Source organism: Streptomyces sp. NPDC003036, from assembly GCF_040611175.1.
GTDB lineage: Bacteria > Actinomycetota > Actinomycetes > Streptomycetales > Streptomycetaceae > Streptomyces.
This window is the reverse complement of sequence record NZ_JBEXNO010000071.1, coordinates 1-21271: the sequence shown is the minus strand read 5'-3', so window position 1 is coordinate 21271 and position 21271 is coordinate 1. Positions and strand designations below refer to the sequence as shown.

Genomic DNA, 21271 nt, shown 5'->3' with positions numbered 1-21271 from the left:
CGCCGCGTTCACCGCCGAGGTGGGCGTGGACGACGCCCAGGCGACGCGGGGGAGCGTGCAGTTCACCGTCCTGGCCGGACCGGGAACGGCACGGCCGCGGTACCGGGACCCGCCGCCGCGCCGATGCCGTCCAGCCCCTGAACGAACACCGGTGCGGCGGCGGCGACCAGCGGCACCGCATCCCCGGTGGTGGCGCGGGCGGGCGGCCGCATCCGCCCGGAGCCCCGCGTCCACCCGACCGCGACCGCGGCCTCGGTCGCGCGGTAGCGGAACAGGAGCATGGCGGCGACCGCAAAGAACAGCACCGTGGCCGTCCCCGCCGGGTGCGCGGCCACAGCGGCCACGGAGCCGGTGGCGGCGGTACCGGCCACCGTGCGGGCTCTGCGCATCCGGGGGATGGAGACGACGGCCACGGTGGCCCCCCACTGGCTCCGTGTCCGTGCACGGCCCGGTACGTCCCGGGCCGGGGGGAGGGGTGAGTTCAGCGCCGCGCGAGCGCGGTCACCGTGATTGCCTGAAGCGCGGTCACCTGGTACGTCCGAGCTGCCCGGCCCTTCCGAGCTGCCCGAGCCGCCTGAGTGGGCCGGGTCGCCTGGGCCGTCGGAGCCGTCCGCCCGGCGATGGGCGCCCGCCAGGTGCGGGGCCACGCGGGCCCGGCGGCGGCGGGGTGCCGAACACGGCCGGCGCACGGCGGCGCGGTGCGCGGTGGCGGCGAGGGTCAGTCGGTCGGAGGCCCTGCGGGCCGGGCGCGTGGCACCGGGGCCCGTGGGGGGCGCCACGGAGGTACGGCTCCGGGCAACCGCGGCGGCAGGCCAGTCCGTCGCCCGCCGCAGCGGGTGCGGAGCGAAAGGCGCCGGGCGATGGCCGGCCGGGAACGAGGACACGACGGACCTCTTCCTGAGAGATGCCTGCCAGGAAATGACCTGCTGAATATCCAGCCTTAGCACACGCATTTTGTCCGGTCAATCATCCCGAAGCTCAGCGGGAAAAGCATGGAGAGCACCGGAAACATATCCGGTGCGTCGCACCGCATTTCGCGCCTTGGGGTCCGCGCCCTATGCGGGACTGGAATGCGCCTCATGGCAGGGCGCATCGAAGACCATGCCCTCATCGGAGACCTCGATACGGCGGCACTCGTCGGCAGGGACGGGGCGATCGACTGGCTGTGCCTGCCCCGCTTCGGCTCACCCGCCTGCTTCGCGGCCCTTGCTCGGCGGCGCCGCCGGCTCGGCAACACCCCGCAGGCGTACAGCCATGTCGCCCTGGTCAACACGGCGTTCGCCCTCTACGGCACCCGCTCCGCCGGCCGGACGGGGAACGGGCACCGGGGCGTGTCCCGCGCGACGGTCGCGTAGGCGCCCGGAGCCCGTTCCTCGCTCGAGGCGGGTTGCACCCGTCAGCCGCCGCCGGTCGGCGCGTCGGCGGCTCGCGGCCTGCGCAGCAGCGCCGAGGCGGCGAGTGCCGTGGTGAGCGCGGCGCAGGCCACGGCCGCGGCGCCGGCCCAGGCGTACGCGCCGCCGAGACTGCCCTCCAGCAGGTTCAGGTGCCCGACGCCCGCCATGGCGTGCAGCGCGACGACTCCGACGCCGGTCGCCGCGCTCGCGGCCCAGACGCGGGCGGTGTCGCGCAGGACGAGCCAGCCGCCCACGCCCAGGCAGAGCACGGTGACGGCGAAGGACAGCAGGCCGGCGCCGCCCCCGGAGCGCAGGGCGACGAGATCGGTGGGCAGGTGCAGCAGTCCGCAGACGAGCAGCACGAGGGCCACGGGCCAGCGCAGGGGGGAGCGGAGGGGGGAACGCAGGGCCGCGGAGGCCGCGTTGTCGCCGCGCCGCGTGGTGGTACGGCGCTGGGCGGCGGGCGCGGGCGCCGGTCCGCTGCCGGGTGCCGGGGCCGCGCCCCGGGCGTCGGCCGCGGCGGCGGTGGCGCCGTCGGGGGCGGGTGCGCCCTCGGCGCGCCGGGCGTCCTCGGAGTCCCGGGCGCTTCGCGGCCAGCCTCCGCCGTCCTCCGTACCGAGGATGTCCACCAGCTGGGCGACGTCCTCGATGGGCCGGCCGACGGCCGCGGCGCGCAGGGTCGTGCCCGCTTCGTCGAGGTTGTGCGGAGGTTCCCCCAGCATGGCGACCAACTGCCGGACCTCCTCCAGGGGCCGGGCCACGGCGGCCGCGCGGAGCGCCTCGTCGCCGGGGCTGGACACCTCCTTGGTCCGCTTGAGCAGGCTCACCAGCGCGGCGACCTCCTCGAGCGGCCGGTAGGTGGCCGCGGTCCACAGCAGGGTGCGTATGGGCTCGTCGGTGCCGTCGGCGGCCGGCTTCCCGGCCGCGGGCTCCTGAGACCCGCGGGTGTCCCGAGACCTGTGGGTGTCCTGCGGCCCGCGGGTGTCCTCGGCCGCAGGGGCCTCCCGGGGCGCAAGGGCCTCCTGGAGTTCGCGGACCTCCGGCGGGGGAGGGGCCTGTGGCGCCGGGGCGGCGGCCGGGGGCGGCGCGTCGGCCGGAGCGGCCGCCGTCTGCGGGGCCGGCGGGAACGCCGGGAGAGGCGGGCTCTCGGCACCCGGCGCCGACGAGGCCGGCGGTGAGGCCGGGGGTGAGGCCGGCGGCGAGGTCGGCGGGGCGTCCGGGCGGCCTACCGGGGGCGGGGTAGGGGGAGTTGTCGGATGGTCGGTGGTCATGGCGCGGCTCCATTCGCCGAACGTTCGGTGAGGCACACACCGTGTCGTTGCCTCATCTAAGGGGCATTCCGCCCCATTGCGCCATCCGGGAGGGGCAGAAGAGGGGCGGCGATGTCGGCGAAGAGACCGGAGCGGTGGTTGAAGCGCACACCTTCAAAGAGGCGATGTAGTTGCTGTTTCAGCTGATTTGCACCTTTTGCCCGACTGCGGTCCACTAGAGGTGGAAGTCTGCATTCCTCCTGTGAAGGGGATATGGCATGTCAGTCATCAAGCCGGAACTCCGGGACCGCACGGTCTTGGACGCAGATATCGAGTCCGCACTCGATCCGGTGGAGGCCGAAGGTTTCTACCGCGATACGCGTGAGTGCGCGGCGCTGGCCCTCCAGCAGGGCGCAGGACAGGTCGCGCTCGCGCCTCCGACTCCCCGGCCCAAGAAGGGTTGAGGGAGGGGCTGAATGGAGCAGCCCGGAGCATCCACCCGTCTGACGGGTGCGGTGCAGGATCTCGCTTCCCACGTGGTCTCCGCTCTTCGGAGCGGGGACCACACCGGTGTGCTCCCCGCCGCGGTCACCGCCGCCGGGGACGACACCCTCGGCCTCGCCGCCGTGCGGGTGCTCGGCGCGGACGCGCTGCTGCCCGGCGTGGCGCTCGGCAAGCCGACGGACGCCGACGACCTCGCCGTCTTCGAGCAGGCGGTACGCGCCTTTCCGCCCGCCCCCGACGCCGCGCCGACCACGCGGTGGAGCCACTGGGCCATGCGACGGCTCGTCAGTGCCGACAGCGCCGCCGGCGGTGCCGACGGGGACGAGCCGTCGACCGCGTGGCTGGACGTGGCCCCCTGGCAGGTGCTGACCCATCAACTCGCCGTCCTCGCCGCCCTCGCGGTGCCCGCCGTGCCCGGCGGGGAGTCCGGCGTGTTCCGCGCGGCCGCGCGCCGGCCGGTGGACGTGGCCCGCGGCTTCGTCCGGGCCGTACGCCGCCGCGACTGGCACCAGGCCGCTGCCGCGGGGCGCTGGCTGACGCTGCTGCCCGACGTCCCCGACACCCTCGGCCTCGAACGCGGCCTGGAGTTCGTGGAGCTCATGGGCGGCACCGACCCGCGCGTGGACCTGCACCTCCGGGCCGCGCGGCTGCTGTGCGCCGGAGCGCCGGTGTGACGCCGCCCGCCGAGACCCGGGGCGTCGCGGAGGCGGCTTTGCAGTGGGTGTCCGAGCAGCGGATCGGCTTCGCCCTCGACGAGCACGTGCTGGACGCCGCCACCGACGTCAACCGCACCTGGAAGCCGCTGGGCGAACTGGCCCAGGTGTGCGTCTGCGTGTGCCGGCACACGCCGCCGGGCACCTCCCTGCACCGGGCCGCCTCCGACCTCCTCGCCTTCGCCTGGGAGCAGACCCGCGACGGCGCCCTCTTCGTCGACCTCCAGCGCCTGGAACCCTGGGCGTCCTACCCCCTGGAGATCTACGCCGCGTTCGCCTCCGCCGGTCTGCGGCACCACGGGTACGAGCGGTTCGTCTCCACGATCGCCCGGACGCGCGGCTGGCGGCTGCTCGAACTGCTCCCCAACCGCCGCCTCGGTGTGCTCAACTCCGAGCGCCGCAGCGGTCTGCCGCCGCACGCGGAACCGGCCGAGGAGCTGGCCCGGACGTGGCTGGGCGGCCTTCCGGAACCGTGGACGTTCGAGCAGGGCGCCGGTTACACCCTCACGCACGTCGTCTTCCACCTCACCGACTGGGGCCGGGCCGTCGACCGCGTACCGCCGCACGTGGCGTCCTACGTGGAGACCTGGCTGCCGCCCTGGCTCGACACGTGCCTGGAGGACGAGCAGTGGGACCTGAGCTGTGAACTGCTGGCCATCGCGGCCAGTCTGCCGCGCCCCCCGGACCCGGCGGTGGTCGAGGCCGGGTGGGCCGCAGTGGCGGGCGCCCAGGAAGAACACGGGGCCCTGCCCGAGATGGGACCGGGCCGTCACGGGCGGCCCGTGCCGCGCGACTTCCTCCACTGCTACCACTCCACCCTGATGGCGGCGTACGCCGGGGCGCTGACCCTCGCGCGCGTCGGCCCGGACGGAGCCCGGCACGCCGGGCCCGGAGGCGCACGGGAAGCGGCCTCCGTGGAACAGGGAGCGGCCCCATGACGAGCACCCGCCTCATCCACACCGTCGGCGTGGGCGCCATCGAGTGGCTGTACGCCCACCGCGACGGCTTCCACCTGGAACCGGACGCCGACCCCGAGGTCGGCTTCCTGGACCGCTTCAAACCGGTCGGCGAACTCGCCGTCATCTGCAAGGTGCTGTTCCGCGAAGGCGTCGCCGGGTCCCGCCAGGCCGACCTCGCGCGCAAGCTGCTCGACCACGCCTGGCGCGAGGTCCTGGACGGCGGGCGGATGCTGGTGCGCGGGCAGCGGACCGAGCCGCTGTCGCCGATCCCCTTCGAGGTGTACGTGCCGCTGCGGGAACTCGGCTACCGCAATCCCGAGTTGGAGGAGTGGGCCCGGTTCAACCACCGGCTCGGCAGCTCGGCGGCCCTGGAGACCCAGCCCGTCCGGCGCCTCTGCCTCTCCGCGTACGAACGCCGCTTCGGCCTGGAGCCGCGCCTCCCGGAGGCCGAGGCCCTCGCGCGCACCTGGCTCGGGCGGACCCCCGAGCCGTGGACCGTGGACACCCGTGTCGGATACGACATCACCCACACCGTCTTCCACCTCACCGACTGGGGCGAGGACCCCGGCGGCCTGCCCCCCGACCTGGCCGCGTACCTGGCCCTCTGGCTGCCCGTCTGGCTGGACGACTGGGTGGACCTGCGCCGCTGGGACCTGCTCGGCGAGCTGCTCGTGGTGGACGCCTGCCTGCCCGAGCCCACTCTGGACGCGCCCGCCTGGGAGGCGTTCGCCGCGGCCCAGCAGCCCGACGGGGCGATGCCCGCGGTGCGGGACATGCCCGAGGGCGACCCCGAGGAGGTCTTCGACGTCGTGTACCACTCCACCCTGGTCGCCGCCTTCGCCTCCGTTCTGGCGACGTCGCGCGCCCTGGCGCGGCTGGCCGGGCCGTGACCCCGACCGGGCTCCGGGACGACACGGAGGTGCGGGCGCGGCTCGACGAGGCCGTCCGCGCCATGGACGCCCCCGACACCGTCGTCGCCTACTCGCGGGACGGCCGGCGCACCGTCCGCTGCGGCGGCACCGCGCCGCCCGGGCCCGTCCCGCGCGACCTGCTGCGGTACGAGCTCGGCTCGGCCTCCAAGCCGTACACCGGCCTGCTGCTGGCCGAGCTGGTCCGCTCCGGCGCGCTGTCCGGCGACGACCCGGCCGTCGCCCATCTGGACCCGGGCCACCGGGGCGATGAGCACGGGCGGCTCGCCGCGATCACACTCACGCACCTGATCACCCACACCGCCGGGCTCCCCCCGCTGCCCCGCGACTTCTACCGCCAGGCCCTGCCCCACTGGACCACCAACCCCTACGCCGGCTACCCGCCCGAGCGGGTCGTACGGGCCTTCCTGCGCAGCCGCCCGCGCCACCGCCCCGGCACCCGCTGGCGCTATTCGAACTTCGGCGTCGCCGTCCTCGGCCACACCCTCGCGGCCGCCACCGCGACCTCCTGGGAGGAGCTGCTCACCGGCCGGGTCCTGCGCCCCCTGGGCCTGACCGACACCGCCCTGCGGCCCGAGGGGCCGGGCACCGACGCCACCGGCCACAAGGCCGACGCCGCCACCTCCGTACCCCCGCTCGTCATCGGCGGCTTCCAGTCGGCGGGGGCCGTGCGGACGACCCCGTACGACGCCCTCGCCTTCGTGGAGGCCCATCTGCGGCCCGCCGCCACCCCGCTGGCGGAGGCGCTGGGCGCGGTGCTCCGCCCCGTCCTGCGGCGGGGGTGGGGGCACCGGCACGTGCACACCCTGACCTGGTTCCGCCACCCCACGGACGAAGGCCCTCTGTACTTCCACGCCGGCGCGACCAGCGGCCAGCAGGCGTTCATCGGCTTCCGCCCCGACACGGGCACGGCCCTGGCCGCCTTCTGTACCCGCCGCCACCGCGGCGGCGACCCCTTCGTGACGGCGGCGTACGCACTGCTCCAGGACCCCCCGTAGACGCCCGATCGAAATAGCTCACGTGTTCGGTTCAGGTTTACGCTGGGTGCCATGGCACGGCACCACATGCAGGGCTCCCTCTTCGACCAGAGCGACGAGACCGCCCTCGGACCGCTCACCGGCATACGGCGCACCGCCCTGACCGACGGGGCGTGGATCGACCTGCTCCCGGGCTGGCTGACCGGCGCCGACGCCCTCTTCGAGGAGCTCGCCGCCCACGTCCCCTGGCGCGCCGAACGGCGGCAGATGTACGACCACGAGGTGACCATCCCGCGCCTGCTGGCCTTCTACGGCGAGGGCGACCCCCTGCCGCACGCCGTCCTGGAGGAGGCCCGCGCCGCACTCTCCGCGCACTACGCCGCCGAACTGGGCGAGCCGTTCGCCACGGCGGGCCTGTGCTACTACCGCGACGGCCGCGACAGTGTCGCCTGGCACGGCGACCGGACGGGCCGCGGCTCGCGCCAGGACACCATGGTCGCCATCCTCTCGGTGGGCGAGCCGCGCGACCTGGCGCTCCGGCCCCGGGGCGGCGGTGCCGCGTCCCTGCGCTTCCCCCTCGGCCACGGCGACCTCGTCGTGATGGGCGGCTCCTGCCAGCGGACGTGGGAGCACGCGATCCCCAAGACCACGCGGGACGTGGGACCCAGGATCAGCATCCAGTTCCGCCCCCGGGGTGTCGGCTGAGCCCCCCGAAGCCCCGCGGAACCCGCCCCTGCGCCCCCTCGGGCTCAGGCGACCGGGCGGACCCGCTGGCTCCCGAGCTCGTAGCGCGCCCCCACGACGGCCAGCCGGCCCGCCGCCACCGCGTCGGCCAGATCGGGCTCCCGGCCGAGCCGGTCGCGTACGAGCCGCACCTGCGCGGTGATCGTCGCGTCGACGCGGGCCTGGCCGCTGTGGCTCCGGTCGATCGCCGGACGGATCTGCTCCGCGACGTACGCGATGTGCGCGGGCAGCTCCTCACCCGTCTCGTCCGCCCGCACCGCCGCCGTCACCGCGCCGCAGGACTGGTGCCCCAGCACCATCACCAGCGGGATGCCGAGCTCCAGGACGCCGTACGCGACGCTGCCGAGGACCGCCTCGTCCAGCACCTCACCCGCCGAGCGCACCGTCATCAGGTCGCCGAGCCCCTGGTCGAAGACGAGCTCCGGCGGGACCCGGGAGTCGATGCAGCCGAGGACCAGGGCGAACGGATGCTGGCCGGACACGGCCGCCACCCGGTCGGCCGCCGCCTCGTGCGGATGCGTCTGATGCCGCGTGCGCCAGCGCCGGTTGCCCCGCGTCAGCTCGCGCAGCGCGGCGGCGGGGGTCGCGGGCCGCACCGGGGCGGCGGCCGTGCCCACCGCGCCCGCCGGCCCGGCGAGGGCGAGGCCGAGTCCGGAGGCGGCCCCGAGCGCGGCCCCTCCGCCCAGCGCGCCGCGGAGCACTCCGCGCCGCGTCAACCGCTGTCGCGCGACCCCGCTCCGGGTGGTGTCCCGTGCTGCCGTGCCGTTCTTCGATATCGATGCCACGGCCGCACGGTAGGCCTGCGATACCGGTGTCTCCGGCCGTCTTTGACCGCCGTTGGCCAGGAGTTGGGCGAATCCTGGACTCCGCTGACCACATGTGTCCGCTCGGGAGCACAAGGTCACCCATGGTCGCCGCCCCGGATGCGGTGTTACAAATGAGCGTGGTCAACGTTCGCGACCGATTCCGTGGAGCCTCGGTTCGGTCACTGGCCGACAGGCGTCCGCGGAGCGTCGCCGGGCAGGTCTTCGTCCTGCAAGTGGCGCTGGTCGTGCTGCTGGTCCTCGGCGCCGTCCTCGCCCTCGTTCTCCAGTCGCGGGCCGACATCGACCGCGAGGCCCGCAACCGCTCCGTCGCCGTCGCCGAGTCCTTCGCCCACGCGCCGGGCATCGAGGAGGCCCTCGCCGCGCCCGACCCCTCCGCCGTCCTCCAGCCCCTCACCGAAGCCGCCCGCGGGCGTGCCGGGGTCGACTTCATCGTCGTGATGGACACCGACGGCACCCGCTACACCCACCCGCAGCCCGAACGGATCGGCGGCCGCTTCGTCGGCACCATAGAGCCCTCCCTGGCCGGCCGCGTCCACACCGAGAGCGTCGCGGGCCCCCTCGGCGACGAGGTCCAGGCCATCGTCCCCGTACGGAACGGCGACGGGCGGGTCATCGCCCTCGTCTCCGCCGGGCTCCAGGTCAAGAACGTCACCGGGCTGGTCAACCGCCAGCTCCCCGTCATCCTCGCCACCAGCGCCGCCGGCCTGGCCCTCGCCACCGCGGGGACCGCCCTCGTCGCCGGACGGCTGCGCCGCCAGACCCACGGGCTCGGACCCGCCGAGATGACCCGGGTCTACGAACACCACGACGCCGTCCTCCACGCCGTGCGCGAAGGCGTCGTCATCGTCGGCGGCGACGGCCGCCTCCTCCTCGCCAACGACGAGGCCAGACGCCTCCTCCAACTGCCCCCCGACGCCGAGGGCCGCCCCATCCGCGAGCTGCCCGGCCTCGACCCGGGCGTCGCCGAGCTGCTCGCCTCCGGCCGCGTCGCCACCGACGAGGTCGTCCTCGCCGCCGACCGGCTCCTCGCCGTCAACCAGCGGCCCACCGACCGCGACGGCGGCCCCGCAGGCACCGTCGCCACCATCCGCGACACCACCGAGCTCCGCGCCCTCAGCGGCCGCGCCGAGGGCGCCGCCCGGCGCCTCAACCTCCTGTACGACGCCGGGGTCGGCATCGGCACCACGCTCGACGTCGTCCGCACCGCCGAGGAGCTCGCCGAGGTCGCCGTCCCGCGCTTCGCCGACTTCGTCACCGTCGACCTCGCCGACGCGGTGCTGCGCGGCGAGGAGCCCACCGGCACCGGCGCCGACATGCGCCGCACCGCCGTCGCCGGCATCCGCGACGACCACCCCCTCTACCCGCGCGGCAAGATGATCGGCTTCAAGCCGTCGACGCCGCAGGCCCGCGGGTACGGCAGCGGCCGCGCCGAGCTGGTGCCCGACCTCGCCCGCGCCCCCGGCTGGCAGGCGCAGGACCCGGAGCGGGCCGGCCGGATCGTCGCGTACGGCATCCACTCGCTCATCGCCGTGCCTCTCCAGGCCAGGGGAGTGGTGCTGGGCGTGGCGAACTTCTGGCGCTCCGAGAAGCCCGAGCCCTTCGAGGACGAGGACCTCTCCATCGCCGAGGAGCTGGTCACCCGCGCCGCCGTCTGCGTCGACAACGCCCGCCGCTACACCCGCGAACACGCCATGGCGGTCACCCTCCAGCGCAGTCTGCTGCCCCGCGCCCTGCCCGAGCAGAGCGCCCTGGAGGTCGCCCACCGCTACCTGCCCGCCCAGTCCGGCGTCGGCGGCGACTGGTTCGACGTCATCCCGCTACCCGGCAGCCGCGTCGCGCTCGTCGTCGGCGACGTCGTCGGCCACGGCCTGCACGCCGCCGCCACCATGGGCCGGCTGCGTACCGCCGTGCACAACTTCTCCACCCTCGACCTGCCGCCCGACGAGATCCTCGGCCGCCTCGACGACCTCGTCGGCCGCATCGACCAGGACGACCGCGACCCCGCCGACGGCGACCTGCCCTGCGGCCCGCCCGACGCCGGCATGACCGGCGCCACCTGCCTGTACGCCGTGTACGACCCGGTCTCGCGCCGCTGCGTGATGGCCCGGGCCGGGCACCCGCTGCCCGCCCTGGTCCACCCGGGCGGGCTCGTGGAGTTCCCCGACCTCCCGGCCGGGCCCCCGCTGGGCCTCGGCGGCATCCCCTTCGAGACCGCCGAACTCACCCTCGCCGAGGGGAGCCAGCTCGTCTTCTACACCGACGGCCTCATCGAGGACCGCACCCGCGACATCGACGTCGGCCTCGAACTGCTCCGCCAGGCCCTCGCCGTACCCGACCGGACCCCCGACGAGAGCTGCCGCGCGGTCTGCGAGGCGCTGCTGCCCGCCCACCCCAAGGACGACGTGGCGCTGCTCATCGCCCGCACCCGCGCCCTCGGCCCCGACCAGGTCGCCGACTGGGACGTCCCCTTCCACCCGGGCGCCGTCGCGAAGGTACGCGCCGACGCCGCCCGGCAGCTGGAGGAGTGGGGCCTGTCGGAGCTGGCGTTCACCACCGAGCTCATCCTCAGCGAGCTCATCACCAACGCCATCCGCTACGGCTCCCCGCCGGTCCACGTCCGCCTCCTCCGCGACCGCGGCCTGACCTGCGAGGTCTCCGACACCAGCAGCACCTCCCCGCACCTGCGGTACGCCGCCACCACCGACGAGGGCGGCCGCGGCCTGTTCCTCGTCGCCCAGCTCTCCGAACGCTGGGGCACCCGCTACACCGGCCACGGCAAGGTCATCTGGGCGGAACAGCCGCCCCCCGACGCCACCCGGCCGGACACGGCCGCCGAGGGAGCCCTGCTCTTCGACCTCCTGGACGCCGACCCGATCTAAGGGCCCGGCCCTGTCCCCTCCAGGCCCTCGACAACGCCTGTTGCCGTTACGGCAACGCCGCTAGGTCCGCGCCGCCGCCCGGTTCCAGCATGAGCCGGCAGAGGAATCCGGCAGACGGACCCGGCGGACGGAAGGCGTGCCCCGTGACCACGACACCCCTGGCTCAACAGCCCCCACTGAGCGCGCGCAGGCGCTGGACGGTGCTCGCCGTCTGCGCGCTGAGCATGTTCCTCGTCGGACTCGACACCACCATCGTCAACGTCGGCCTCCCCGAGATCGGCCGGGGCCTGGGCGTCTCCACCCGGGGCCTGGAATGGGTCGTGGACTCCTACACGGTGGTCCTGGCCGCCCTCCTCATCGCCTCCGGCGCGCTCGCCGACCGCTTCGGCCGCCGCCGCGTCTTCCGGACCGGGCTGGCCGTCTTCGGAGCCGCCTCCCTCGCCTGCGCGGCGGCCCCCTCGCTCGGCTTCCTCGTCGCGGCCCGGGCCGTGCAGGGCGTCGGCGCGTCCATGCTGAGCCCCGTGGCCCTCGCGATCGTGGTGAACGCGATGCCCGACCCCCGCGAGCGGGCCCGCGCGATCGGCGTGTGGGCGTCCGTCTTCGGACTCAGCATGGCGGCCGGCCCGGTCACCGGGGGAGCGCTCATCGAGGCGCTCGGCTGGCGCTCGGTGTTCTGGGTCAACGCCCCGGTCGTCGCCGCCGCCCTCGTCCTGGTCGCCCTCTTCGTACCGGAGTCCCACGGGCAGCGCGCACGGCGGCTCGACCTGCCCGGCCAGGTCCTGCTCACCGCGGCCCTGTGCGCCGCGGTCGGCGTCCTCATCGAGGGACCTCGTATCGGCTGGGCCTCGCCGTGGGCCGTGGCCGGTTACGCCGCGGTCGCGGCGTCGACGGCCGCGTTCGTCCGGGTCGAACTCCGCCGTCCCGAACCCCTGATGGACCTCGGGCTCTTCCGGCGGCCGCGCTTCACCGCGGCGGTGCTCGGGGCCGTGGCGGTGTTCGTCGCGCTCAACGTGAGCCTGCTGCTCACCACGCTCCACCTCCAGCACACCCGCGGCTGGACGCCGCTCGAAGCCGGGGCCGCGACCCTCCCCATGGCGCTCGGCGCCACCGTCTGCGCCCCCTGGTCCGGCAGCCTGGTGGCGCGGCGCGGACCACGGCGCCCGCTCGTCCTCGCGGGGGCGTTCACCGCCGCCGGCGGCCTGTGCATGGCGTACCCCGGCACGGACACGAGCGTCCCGCTGCTGCTCCTCGCCCACCTGCTCATCGGCATCGGGTTCGGCTTCGCCAACGCGCCGCTCACCAACACCGCCGTCGGCGGGCTGCCCCCCTCGCGGGCCGGCGTGGCCGGGGCCGTCACCTCCACCGCGCGCCAGGTCGGCGCGGCGGTCGGGGTCGCCGTCGCGGGCGGGCTGGTCACCGGCGCAGGCCCCGGAGGCCTCGCCCACGCGTCCCGCCCCGGCTGGCTGCTCGTCGCGGCCTGCGGAGCGTTCCTCATCGTCGTGGCCCGGGCCTCGGGGGAGGCCGCCGGCCAGGGCGGCCGGGGCGTCTATGCTCGGGCGTCGACCTCGGTGAACGCAGACAAGGAGCCCCGATGGACGCCCGGCACTTCGACCGGATCAACGCCTTCGTCGAAGCGCGGCTGACGCCGCTCTTCGACCCCGAGACGGGCAGCGAGCACGGCTTCGGGATGGACGACACCTCGCGGGCCCTGCGCGCGCTGCGGAACACCGCGCTGGCCGCCGCGGCGGTGAAGGGCCTCGTGGAGCAGCGGGCCACCGCCGAGCCCCAGCTGCGCGGCGTCATCGACCAGGCCCTGGAGCAGAACTGGGACGTGCTGCGGGGCATCGCCCGGCACTGGGAGGACCACCCGGACTTCGCCCGGGAGTTCAAGCTCGACTGGTGGTCGCTGACGGAAGCCCCGGCCGCCACCGCGTAGGACGGAGGGCCCGCGCGGGTCCGTCAGCCCATCACCCCGCCACCGCGCGCAGCGCCCCCGGGCGGCGCCCGGTGAGGCCGTCCAGCGCCGCCGCGGTGGCGTCGTCCGCCGGCAGGTGGACGACCAGCCGCTGGTCGTCGTCGGCGGGCAGCTCCAGCGTCTCGTACGCCAGGCGCAGCGCCCCCGCCTCCGGGTGCTTCAGGCGCGTGATGCCCGTGGGCGCCGGGAGCCCGGGCAGCGTGCGCACCCGCTCGGTGAACTCCGCCCCCGCCGTCACGCCCAACTCGTCGGCGAGCGCGGCCACATGCGGGTCGGACCGGAAGGGCCCCTGCTTCAGGGCGGCGACCTGCTCGTCGGCGACCCGGTCCCAGTCGGGGAACGCCTCCCGCGCCCGCCCGTCGGCGAAGACGAACCGGGCCAGGTTCGGCGGGGCCCCCTCCAGCAAGCCGACGGGCCCGGCGAGCGCCTCGTACCCGGCCGTCCAGGCCAGCAGGTCGCCGATCCGGTTCAGCAGCACCGCCGGTGACGGCTCCAGCCGGTCCAGCAGCGCCCGCACGGTCGGCCGGACCGTGAGCACCGGTGGCGCGGAAGCGCCGCACATCGAGGTGGGGTCCGCGCCTTTGGTCAGGCGGTGCAGGTGTATCCGCTCGGCCGCCGTCAGGCGCAGCGCCTCCGCCAGGGCCGCGATCACCTGCGGCGAGGGATGCCGGTCGCGGCCCTGCTCCAGGCGCGTCACGTACTCGACGCTCACCCCGGCCAGGGTGGCGAGCTCCGCCCGGCGCAGGCCCGGGGTGCGGCGGCGCGGCCCGGTGGGCAGGCCGACCTCGGCGGGGGTGACGGCCTCTCGGCGCGTACGCAGGAACAGGCCCAGTTCGTTGTCGCTCACCTGTCCGAAGGTAGCAACCGCGCCGGTCCGGATGGTGGCCCTGTCCCTACCAGTCTCCGCCCGGCCTTCCTGGTATCCGCCCGCCCCGGCAGGTTGGAGGGCGTGACCGCACCGGTCGCCCATCCCGACTTTCCAGGAGAGCCCCCATGTCCGCACAGCCCCTTCGCCTCGCGGTTCTCGTCGGCAGCGTCAGGGAGGGCCGCTTCGGCCCCGTCGTCGCCCGCTGGTTCGCCGAACACGCCCGGCTCCACGGCGGGTTCGAGGTCGACGTCATCGACCTCGCCGACGTCGAACTTCCGCTCGCCCTGCCGCCGACGCCGCCTGCGATGGACCCCGGCATGCCCCGCCCGGCCGGGATGGCGGACCTCACCCGCCGGCTTGCGGAGGCCGACGCCGTGGTCGTCGTCACGCCCGACTACAACCGCAGCTTCCCCGCCTCCCTCAAGGCCGCCATCGACTGGCACTACTCCGAATGGCAGGCCAAGCCCATCGGCTTCGTCGGCTACAGCGGCGCCAGCGGCGGCCTGCTCGCCATCGAGCAGCTGCGCCAGGTCTTCGGCGAACTGAACGCCCACACCGTCCGGGACTACGTCAGCTTCCCCCGCTACTACCTCCTCTTCGACGAGGACGGCAACCTCAAGGACCCCGAAGAGCACGCCGCGGCCGCGAAGGTGATGCTCGACCAGCTCGACTGGTGGGGCTCGGTACTCCGCCACGCCCGCCGCGAGCACCCCTACCCCACCCGGTGACCGCCGCCCGGTGACCCGCCCGGTGACCGCCGCGCGCGGATACGCTGGACGGCGATGTTCACACCCCAGGGCCCGACCCTCCGCGAACTCGCCGTCCAGGCGCTCTCCTCCACCGAGCACGGCTACGACCTGCTGGCGCCGAAGTTCGACCAGACCCCCTTCCGCACCTCCGACCGGCTGCTCGACGCGGTCACCGACGCCCTGCGGCCCCTCGGGCCGTTCCGCGCGGGCCTCGACGTGTGCTGCGGCACCGGGGCGGGCGCACGCGTGCTGCGCCAGGTGTGCGAGGAGCAGGTCACCGGCGTCGACTTCAGCGCCGGCATGCTCGCCCGGGCCCGCGCCGCCCACCCGGACGCCCCCGGCGGACCCCGGCAGCGGTGGGTGCGCGCCGACGCCCGCGCGCTGCCGTTCCGGGGGGCGTTCGACCTCGCCGTGAGCTTCGGCGCCTTCGGCCACTTCCTGCCCCGCGAGCGCCCCGCCCTCTTCCACGAGGTGTACGCCGCGCTGCGCCCCGGTGGCCTGTTCGCCTTCCCGGTCCCCGCGCCGCCGCCGGTCGGCTCCCGGCCCTACGTCGCGCTGTGGGGCTTCGACCTGGCGATGCGGGTCCGCAACCTGCTGTGGCGGCCGCGCTTCATCATGTACTACCGCACCTTCCGCCTCCCCGACGTCCTGCGCGACCTCACCGGCGCAGGCTTCACCACCGGGCTGACGGCGCTCCCCGCCCTCGGCACCCGCGCCGACGGGACGCCCCGCTGCCGACTGGTGATCGCGCGCCGGTAGGTTGGGCACCCGCCCCCGCCCGCGCCGCCTCCTCGGCGCAACCTAGTCCGCTCGGCGGCTCCTGAGGTTGCGCTCCCCGAATCCGTCCGGGCGAATGGAAACGGCACCGCGCGAAATCCCCTCTTGGGTGTCGCACCAGTAGTTTTTCGAGAGGCAGTGAACACAGCATGTCCGTCGGCGCAACGAGTGTCACCATCCCGGGCGAGCCGGGCGACAGCCCGGGACCGGGCCCGGGGAGGGACGGAGGAAGACCGCCCCGGCCGTGGACCACCCTCTGGACGACGGGCCTCGCGCTGCTGCCCCTCGGCCTGCTGGCCGTGGCCTCCTACCTCGGCCGTTACGTCCGCCCCAGCGCCGACGAGTGGTGCTTCCTGCCCGTCGTACGCGACGAGGGCATCTGGGGCCTCGTCGAGAAGTTCTACGTCACCGACAACGGGCGCATCGCCAACGGCCTGCTCGTCGGGGTGTACGCCAAGGCCCCGGTCGCCGGGCACCAGTGGTACGCCGTGGTCAGCGGCGTCCTCATGCTGGTCCTGCTGTGGGCCCTCACCGTGTACGCGCTGCGCGCGACCGGCCGGAGCGCGCCACGCGGGGTGCCGCTGCTGGCCGCCTCGATGATCACGGCGGCCTTCCTCTTCGCCACGCCCAACACGTACAAGACCTTCTACTGGCCGGCCGCCTCCGTCTCGCACACGCTGGCCCCCGTGCTGGCCGCGGCGGCCGCCCTCCCGCTGCTGCGGTACGGGGCCGGGAGCCGCCGGAGCCGGATCACCGCACTCGCCGTGGTGCTGGTGGCGGGCGTCTTCATGGGCACGCTCTCCGAGGAGGCGTCGGTCGTCGCCCTGGTGGTGCTCGCGGTCGCCGTGCTGTTCGCCCCGCTGCTGTTCGCCGAGCGGATCCGCCGCTACGTGCGCGTCTGGGCGCTGACCGGCATGGCGGGCGTCGCCATCGGCACGATCCTGCTGGTCACCTCACCCGGCTCGCGCAACCGGCGTCAGCGGTACGACGCCGAGACCGTCTCCATGCTCGCCCCCGAGTCGCTGATCGCCTCGCTGCGCGCGTACGTCCGCATCCTGGAGACCATCCTGACGACCTGGGAGTACGTGGGTGTCGTCGCCGCCGGTGTGCTGCTGGGCCTGCTGGCCCGGCGCCGGGCGGGGCGCCGGGCGGCCCTCATGCCGTGCCGCCCGCTGCTGCTGACCGCGCTCGGCGCGCTCACCTTCCTCGCCTGCGGCTACCTGTGCACCGTCATCACCTACCCCGCCTTCGGCGAGCGGGTGGTGCGGACCGAGCGGACGTGGAACGACTACCTGCTGGTGTACGTCCTGCTGCTGGCCGGCGCCGGCGCGCTGATCGGCCGCGCGCTGCGCCGACACGGCGAGGGCGACGGCGACGGCTCCCGGGCCCGGGGGCGCAACGGTGTCGTGATGGCGCTGGCCGCCGCCCTCTGCGCGGTGTCCGTTGCGGGGATGGCCGTGCCGCTGTACCACCTGGGCCACGACATGAAGGTGCGGGCGCAGAAGTGGGACCACCAGGACCGGTACCTGCGCGAGCAGGCCGCGAGCGGAGCCAGGACGGCCCCGTACACCCCGCTGTCGGTGGGCAAGATGCTGGAGCCGTTTGGCGACCACGGGCGCAAGACCTGGCCCGCCAACTGCGTCGCCGACTACTACCACCTCGACAAGGTCACTTACGGGACGCGGCTTCCGTGACCTCGGCCTCCGGCGGCGGCCGGGTCCCGGCCCGACGGGTCGCGGCCGCCCCGGAGGTGATGGCCCACCGGGCCAGCACGAAGGAGAGCGGGGTGACGGCGACACCCGCAGCGAGGGCCGCGAGGTTCTCGTTCATGCCGAGCCGGCTCACGGCGAGGTGGAGCAGGATGCCGCTGCCCACCACGTTGGCCGCGCCGGAGAGCGGGTAGCGGGCGAACGCCCGCCACGTGGGCCTGGTGCGCAGCGTGACGTACGAGTTGAGCAGGAACGAGCCGACGACGCTGACCGCGTAGCCCACGACGTGCGCCGCGAGGTAGGGCAGCCAGATGTTCAGCGTCGCGTACACGGCGTAGTAGACGCCGGTGTTGGCCAGCCCAATCGCGGCGAAGGTGGCGAACTGGCGCAGCGCGGCGCCGCGCGCACCCCGTGCGCGGCGCCGCCTCGTGCGACCCGTGTGTCCCGTGGTCCGCTTCACGTCTCCTGCCGGGCACGGCCGGCGGTTTCGAGCGGGGCCGCGGCGCGCGCGGCGGCGGGCTCGTTCGTCTCCCGGACGACGTAGTGCGGGCGGCGCTTGGACTCGTGGTAGATCCGCCCCACGTACTCGCCGATGACGCCGAGCGTGGCGAGCTGGATGCCGCTGAGCGCCACGATGGCGGTGATGAGCGTGGCGTAACCGGGGGTGTCGACGCCGTCCAGGAGCACGTTGGCGATGATCCACAGGGCGTACGCGAACGCTGAGAGGAACAGCCACAGGCCGGTGTGGATGGCCAGGCGCAGCGGGCGGCTGTTGAAGGAGAGCAGGCCGTCGATGCCGTAGTTGAGCAGGCGCCGGCCGCCCCACTTGGACTGGCCCGCGGCCCGCTCGACGTTCTGGTAGGTGAAGCTGACGGTGTCGAAGCCGATCCAGGAGAAGAGCCCCTTGGAGAAACGATTGCTCTCCGGCAGCGAGAGGATCGCGTCGACCGCACGCCGCGACAGCAGGCGGAAGTCGCCCGCGCCGTCGGCGATCTCGACGTCCATGAAGCGGCGCACCAGGCGGTAGTAGGTGCGGCTGAACGCCCTGCGCACCGCGCCCTCGCCGGTGCGGTCGCGCTGGGCGATGACCTGGTCGTAGCCGTGCCGGTGCAGCTCCAGCATGCGGGAGACGAGCTCCGGCGGGTGCTGGAGGTCGGCGTCCATGAGGACGACGGCGTCGCCGCGCGACATGCGCATCCCGGCGAGCATCGCGGACTCCTTGCCGAAGTTGCGGCTGAAGGAGGTGTAGCGCACGCGGGGGTCCGTCGCCGCGAGCGCGCGCAGCCGGTCCAGGGTTCCGTCGCCGCTTCCGTCGTCGACGTAGCACACCTCGAAGGTGGCGTCGGCGGGTTCGAGAGCCGCGGTCAGCGCGGTGTGGAAGGCGTCGATCACCTCACTCTCGTTGAAACACGGAACGACGATTGAAATATGGACCATTACCTACTCACTCCATGCACCGGTGTGCGGGTGGCGGGCCGCACCGTCCGTGCCCACCGTTCAGAGAAGATGACAACCGGCTCGTCGTGGTTGCCTGGCGGTGCGGGCGACTTCGGCGCGCGCACGATCCGGCGCGCGCCGCTCGCCGCATGGGTCCAGTGGAGCGCGACCGCGCGGGCGCGACAGCCCGGCGCCGTCCACTCGGGTGAGGGCGGGGCGGCCGGGGCGCCTCCGGGCATGCCTCCGGGCATGCTTCCGCCCCGCTCTCCCGCGCTGGGGCGAGGACGGCGGGGCGGAGGTCTTCCCGTGCTCAGGGCTGCTCAGGATCCCTTGCTTACCTCCTTGTTGACGGCGGCCGGCGACGGGTACTCCTTCTCCGGCAGCGACTTCAGTGCGTCCATGACCTCCCGGCTGGCCTTGTGCTTCTGCGCCGTGCCGACGATGTCCTTCTTCGACGCGGGGTATTCCACGCCGCCGAGGGCCTTCTGCATTTCGATGGGGTTCACGTTCATGTGCGACGAATACCCGCCTAAAGAGGAAACATCACCGGAAAGCGGACAATCACCTTGTGTGTCCATGCTGCGCGGATCCGTCACGGTTGCATCACAATGTCGGTTGAGGAGCGGACGGCGCGGGCACATCCAAGTGCGGGGATGGCGTCCCGGTCGCGGGACTGGCGCACCCGGCCTCGGGAGGCCGGCATCGGCATCCCTCCCCTCTGTGTGCTGTGTGGCGTGGAAAGGCAGGTACGTTCATGCTGTTGGCGCATCCCGCGGTGCTTCAGGAGCTCGTGGCCCGTTACGAATCCCTGTGTGCCGCCGCTCAGGGGCTGTCGATCGCCCCCGACCTCAAACGCCGGCTCGACGATGTGACGTACACGCTCTGCGTGACGACCGGCACCCGGCAGCTCGACCAGGCGCTCGCCGCGGCCCGGGCCAGGCTCGCCGCTACGACCGCGAGTGCCACGGCCGCAAGTACCTGACCGGCCGAATTGAGGCGGCCCCGGTCCAGGGGTTGACCGGGGCCGCCACGGGCATCCGAGGGGAGACGGAGTGCCCGGCGGGACACCGCGGGACCGGCGCGAGGAGGGAGCGCCGATCGGGCGTGTCCGGCCCAAGGCCCTTGTCAGGAGCCTTGAGAGGGGTGTACCGGGAGAATCCGACGTGCTCGGTCCCGGCCGTTCGAGCAGTAAATATATTTACTGTCGAGTAAGCAAGTGCATGAAAAATTTCATGCGAGCCGGTGGCGTGAAAACACCCCCGGCGATCCGTCCGTGAGACGTCGGCGGGGGTCAGTCGTCCAGGAAGAAACTGTGCTGTTCCGCGGCCTGTTCGTACCCTTCCAGCCGCAATTGCGTCCGCTCCGGATGCGCGTCGGCCATCGCCTGGAGCACGGACGCCGCCACCACCCCCGGCGCCGCGTACGAATCGAAGACGAGGCGTGATCCGGTCCCGGCCGTCAGCGTCACCTCGGCCTCGTCGACCAGCGGCCCCAGCGTCAGGTCCGTGATCAGCGCGATCCGCAGCCCCGTCCGGCGCGCCGCCCGCATCGCGGCCAGCGTCTCCTTCGCGTGCCGCGGCATCGCCAACGCCAGCACCCAGGTGCCGCCCGCCTCCTTCGACTGCAGCAGCGCGTCGTAGGCGACGCTGCCGCCCCGGGTCACCAGCCGTACGTCGGGGTGGATGCGCCGCGCCGCGTACGCGAAGTACTCCGCCAGCGACACCGAGATGCGCAGGCCCAGCACCGTCAGCGGGACCGATCCGGCCAGCTCCCGGCCGACGTCGAGGATCTGGCCCGGGTCCGCCACCGCCCGGCGCAGCGCCTCCAGGTTCTCGATCTCCGCGTCGATCGCCGCCTGGAGCTCGTTGCGCCGGACCTCGTCGCCGGTGTCCGGCACCCCGGCGATCGCGCCCAGCGCGATCGGCTGGAGCGCCTCGCGCAGCGCCGGGAACCCGCTGTAGCCGAGGGAGGTGGCGAACCGGGTGACCGACGGCTGGCTGACCCCGACGCGCTCCGCGAGATCCGTGATCGACAGGAACGCGGCCTCGGTGAGGTGGTCGATCATGTACTGCGCGATGCGCCGCTGGGCGGGGGAGAGGCGGTGCCCGCCGAAGAGCGCCAGCACCCGGTCGGAGGGCGCCTGCCGCTCGTCGCGCTCCGGCCGCTCGTCCCGCTGATCCGGCTCGGCCGGTACCGTCGGCTCGCCCGGCCCGGCCGACCCGCTCGACCCGGGCGACCCGCTCGACTCGGGCGACTCACCCGACCCGGCCGTGCCGGCCGGGCCTTTCCGGCCGCCGGCGGGGCGCCGTCCCGGCCTGATCGCGGCCGCCTGTGCGCGTGCCTGCTGCCCTGATGGCACCGGCGTGCCTCCTTCCAGTCCCGATCGCCCTCAACATACTTCACCCCCCGCGACGGCCTCCGGCCGCCGGGAGGGCCCACCGATGTGCGCGACCGGGCCCGGCGGGAGCATGCTGGGGGTGTCCCGCGTGTCCCCCGGTACGGCGCGGGGCCCGGTCTCCAAAACCGGATGTCGCAGGTTCAATTCCTGTCACCCCTGCCAGGGAAGCAGTGCAGCGCCCC

Annotated in this window: 21 protein-coding genes, 1 tRNA gene and 1 pseudogene; 15 read left to right on the top strand and 8 right to left on the bottom strand. The window is 74.4% G+C overall.

Features of this window, described 5'->3' with window-relative positions; all coding sequences use genetic code 11:
- Positions 1–62: 62 nt before the first annotated feature.
- Complete coding sequence (locus ABZX67_RS32360) at positions 63–389, bottom strand: hypothetical protein (protein ID WP_355368056.1); 327 nt, start codon at positions 387–389, stop codon at positions 63–65.
- Between the two features lie 690 nt (positions 390–1079).
- Between ABZX67_RS32360 and ABZX67_RS32355 the strand changes: the two are divergent.
- Positions 1080–1208 (top strand): annotated as a pseudogene (locus tag ABZX67_RS32355) (trehalase-like domain-containing protein); the annotation flags it as partial.
- Positions 1209–1396: 188 nt separating this feature from the next.
- Here ABZX67_RS32355 and ABZX67_RS32350 read toward each other — a convergent pair.
- Positions 1397–2665, bottom strand: coding sequence for a hypothetical protein (locus tag ABZX67_RS32350; protein ID WP_355368053.1), 1269 nt, complete (start codon positions 2663–2665; stop codon positions 1397–1399).
- Between the two features lie 257 nt (positions 2666–2922).
- Here ABZX67_RS32350 and ABZX67_RS32345 point away from each other — a divergent pair, with 257 nt between their 5' ends.
- The 6 genes from ABZX67_RS32345 to ABZX67_RS32320 are packed head-to-tail and all read left to right on the top strand — an operon-like array spanning position 2923 to position 7431.
- Positions 2923–3108, top strand: a complete 186-nt coding sequence (locus ABZX67_RS32345; protein ID WP_355368050.1) for a hypothetical protein — start codon at positions 2923–2925, stop codon at positions 3106–3108.
- A gap of 12 nt (positions 3109–3120) precedes the next feature.
- On the top strand, positions 3121–3822 hold the full coding sequence (locus ABZX67_RS32340) for a hypothetical protein (RefSeq protein WP_355368047.1): 702 nt from the start codon (positions 3121–3123) through the stop codon (positions 3820–3822).
- On the top strand, positions 3819–4799 hold the full coding sequence (locus ABZX67_RS32335) for a hypothetical protein (protein ID WP_355368044.1): 981 nt from the start codon (positions 3819–3821) through the stop codon (positions 4797–4799). Before ABZX67_RS32340 ends, ABZX67_RS32335 begins: the two co-directional genes overlap by 4 nt.
- Positions 4796–5710, top strand: a complete 915-nt coding sequence (locus ABZX67_RS32330; RefSeq protein WP_355368041.1) for a hypothetical protein — start codon at positions 4796–4798, stop codon at positions 5708–5710. The genes ABZX67_RS32335 and ABZX67_RS32330 overlap by 4 nt, the downstream gene beginning before the upstream one ends.
- Positions 5707–6747, top strand: a complete 1041-nt coding sequence (locus tag ABZX67_RS32325; protein WP_355368038.1) for a serine hydrolase domain-containing protein — start codon at positions 5707–5709, stop codon at positions 6745–6747. The genes ABZX67_RS32330 and ABZX67_RS32325 overlap by 4 nt, the downstream gene beginning before the upstream one ends.
- A gap of 51 nt (positions 6748–6798) precedes the next feature.
- Entirely contained in the window at positions 6799–7431 is a 633-nt protein-coding gene (locus tag ABZX67_RS32320; RefSeq protein ID WP_355368035.1) for an alpha-ketoglutarate-dependent dioxygenase AlkB, read from the top strand.
- Between the two features lie 44 nt (positions 7432–7475).
- Here the strand turns inward: ABZX67_RS32320 and ABZX67_RS32315 are convergent, their stop codons facing one another.
- Complete coding sequence (locus ABZX67_RS32315) at positions 7476–8186, bottom strand: carbonic anhydrase (protein ID WP_355368062.1); 711 nt, start codon at positions 8184–8186, stop codon at positions 7476–7478.
- 221 nt (positions 8187–8407) lie between these two features.
- On the opposite strand from ABZX67_RS32315, the gene ABZX67_RS32310 reads away from it, so the two are divergent.
- The 3 genes from ABZX67_RS32310 to ABZX67_RS32300 all read left to right on the top strand — a co-directional run bounded on the left by ABZX67_RS32310 (position 8408) and on the right by ABZX67_RS32300 (position 13112).
- Positions 8408–11176 (top strand): SpoIIE family protein phosphatase, encoded by a 2769-nt coding sequence (locus ABZX67_RS32310; RefSeq protein ID WP_355368032.1) that lies wholly within the window; start codon positions 8408–8410, stop codon positions 11174–11176.
- A 143-nt stretch (positions 11177–11319) separates the two neighbouring features.
- On the top strand, positions 11320–12819 hold the full coding sequence (locus tag ABZX67_RS32305) for an MFS transporter (RefSeq protein ID WP_355368029.1): 1500 nt from the start codon (positions 11320–11322) through the stop codon (positions 12817–12819).
- Entirely contained in the window at positions 12768–13112 is a 345-nt protein-coding gene (locus ABZX67_RS32300) for a hypothetical protein (RefSeq protein WP_355368026.1), read from the top strand. The genes ABZX67_RS32305 and ABZX67_RS32300 overlap by 52 nt, the downstream gene beginning before the upstream one ends.
- 31 nt (positions 13113–13143) lie before the next feature.
- Here ABZX67_RS32300 and ABZX67_RS32295 read toward each other — a convergent pair whose 3' ends face one another.
- Positions 13144–13998, bottom strand: a complete 855-nt coding sequence (locus tag ABZX67_RS32295; protein WP_355368023.1) for a helix-turn-helix transcriptional regulator — start codon at positions 13996–13998, stop codon at positions 13144–13146.
- Positions 13999–14144: 146 nt separating this feature from the next.
- On the opposite strand from ABZX67_RS32295, the gene ABZX67_RS32290 reads away from it, so the two are divergent.
- The 3 genes from ABZX67_RS32290 to ABZX67_RS32280 all read left to right on the top strand — a co-directional run bounded on the left by ABZX67_RS32290 (position 14145) and on the right by ABZX67_RS32280 (position 17239).
- Positions 14145–14747: an NAD(P)H-dependent oxidoreductase gene (locus ABZX67_RS32290; protein WP_355368020.1), complete on the top strand. Its 603-nt coding sequence runs from the start codon at positions 14145–14147 to the stop codon at positions 14745–14747.
- 54 nt (positions 14748–14801) lie between these two features.
- On the top strand, positions 14802–15527 hold the full coding sequence (locus ABZX67_RS32285) for a class I SAM-dependent methyltransferase (protein WP_355368017.1): 726 nt from the start codon (positions 14802–14804) through the stop codon (positions 15525–15527).
- Positions 15528–15694: 167 nt separating this feature from the next.
- Positions 15695–17239 carry a DUF6056 family protein gene (locus ABZX67_RS32280; RefSeq protein WP_355368014.1) on the top strand — a complete coding sequence of 515 codons (1545 nt, stop codon included), beginning with the start codon at positions 15695–15697 and terminating at the stop codon, positions 17237–17239.
- Here the strand turns inward: ABZX67_RS32280 and ABZX67_RS32275 are convergent.
- The 3 genes from ABZX67_RS32275 to ABZX67_RS32265 all read right to left on the bottom strand — a co-directional run bounded on the left by ABZX67_RS32275 (position 17214) and on the right by ABZX67_RS32265 (position 19203).
- The gene (locus ABZX67_RS32275; RefSeq protein WP_355368011.1) at positions 17214–17714 is read right to left on the bottom strand and encodes a GtrA family protein; all 501 of its coding nucleotides are present in this window, start codon (positions 17712–17714) and stop codon (positions 17214–17216) included. The two genes, ABZX67_RS32280 and ABZX67_RS32275, sit on opposite strands and share 26 nt — an antisense overlap.
- A complete protein-coding gene (locus tag ABZX67_RS32270) occupies positions 17711–18646 on the bottom strand; it encodes a glycosyltransferase family 2 protein (RefSeq protein WP_355368008.1) in 936 nt (311 codons plus the stop codon). The genes ABZX67_RS32275 and ABZX67_RS32270 overlap by 4 nt, the downstream gene beginning before the upstream one ends.
- Before the next feature lie 365 nt (positions 18647–19011).
- A complete protein-coding gene (locus tag ABZX67_RS32265) occupies positions 19012–19203 on the bottom strand; it encodes a DUF2795 domain-containing protein (RefSeq protein WP_355368005.1) in 192 nt (63 codons plus the stop codon).
- Positions 19204–19445: 242 nt separating this feature from the next.
- Here ABZX67_RS32265 and ABZX67_RS32260 point away from each other — a divergent pair, with 242 nt between their 5' ends.
- The gene (locus tag ABZX67_RS32260) at positions 19446–19673 is read left to right on the top strand and encodes a DUF5133 domain-containing protein (RefSeq protein WP_355368002.1); all 228 of its coding nucleotides are present in this window, start codon (positions 19446–19448) and stop codon (positions 19671–19673) included.
- Between the two features lie 309 nt (positions 19674–19982).
- On the opposite strand, the gene ABZX67_RS32255 is transcribed toward ABZX67_RS32260, so the two are convergent.
- The gene (locus ABZX67_RS32255) at positions 19983–20816 is read right to left on the bottom strand and encodes a MurR/RpiR family transcriptional regulator (RefSeq protein ID WP_355368059.1); all 834 of its coding nucleotides are present in this window, start codon (positions 20814–20816) and stop codon (positions 19983–19985) included.
- Between the two features lie 348 nt (positions 20817–21164).
- Here ABZX67_RS32255 and ABZX67_RS32250 point away from each other — a divergent pair.
- Positions 21165–21251: transfer RNA gene (locus ABZX67_RS32250), tRNA-Trp, on the top strand.
- Positions 21252–21271 lie beyond the last annotated feature (20 nt).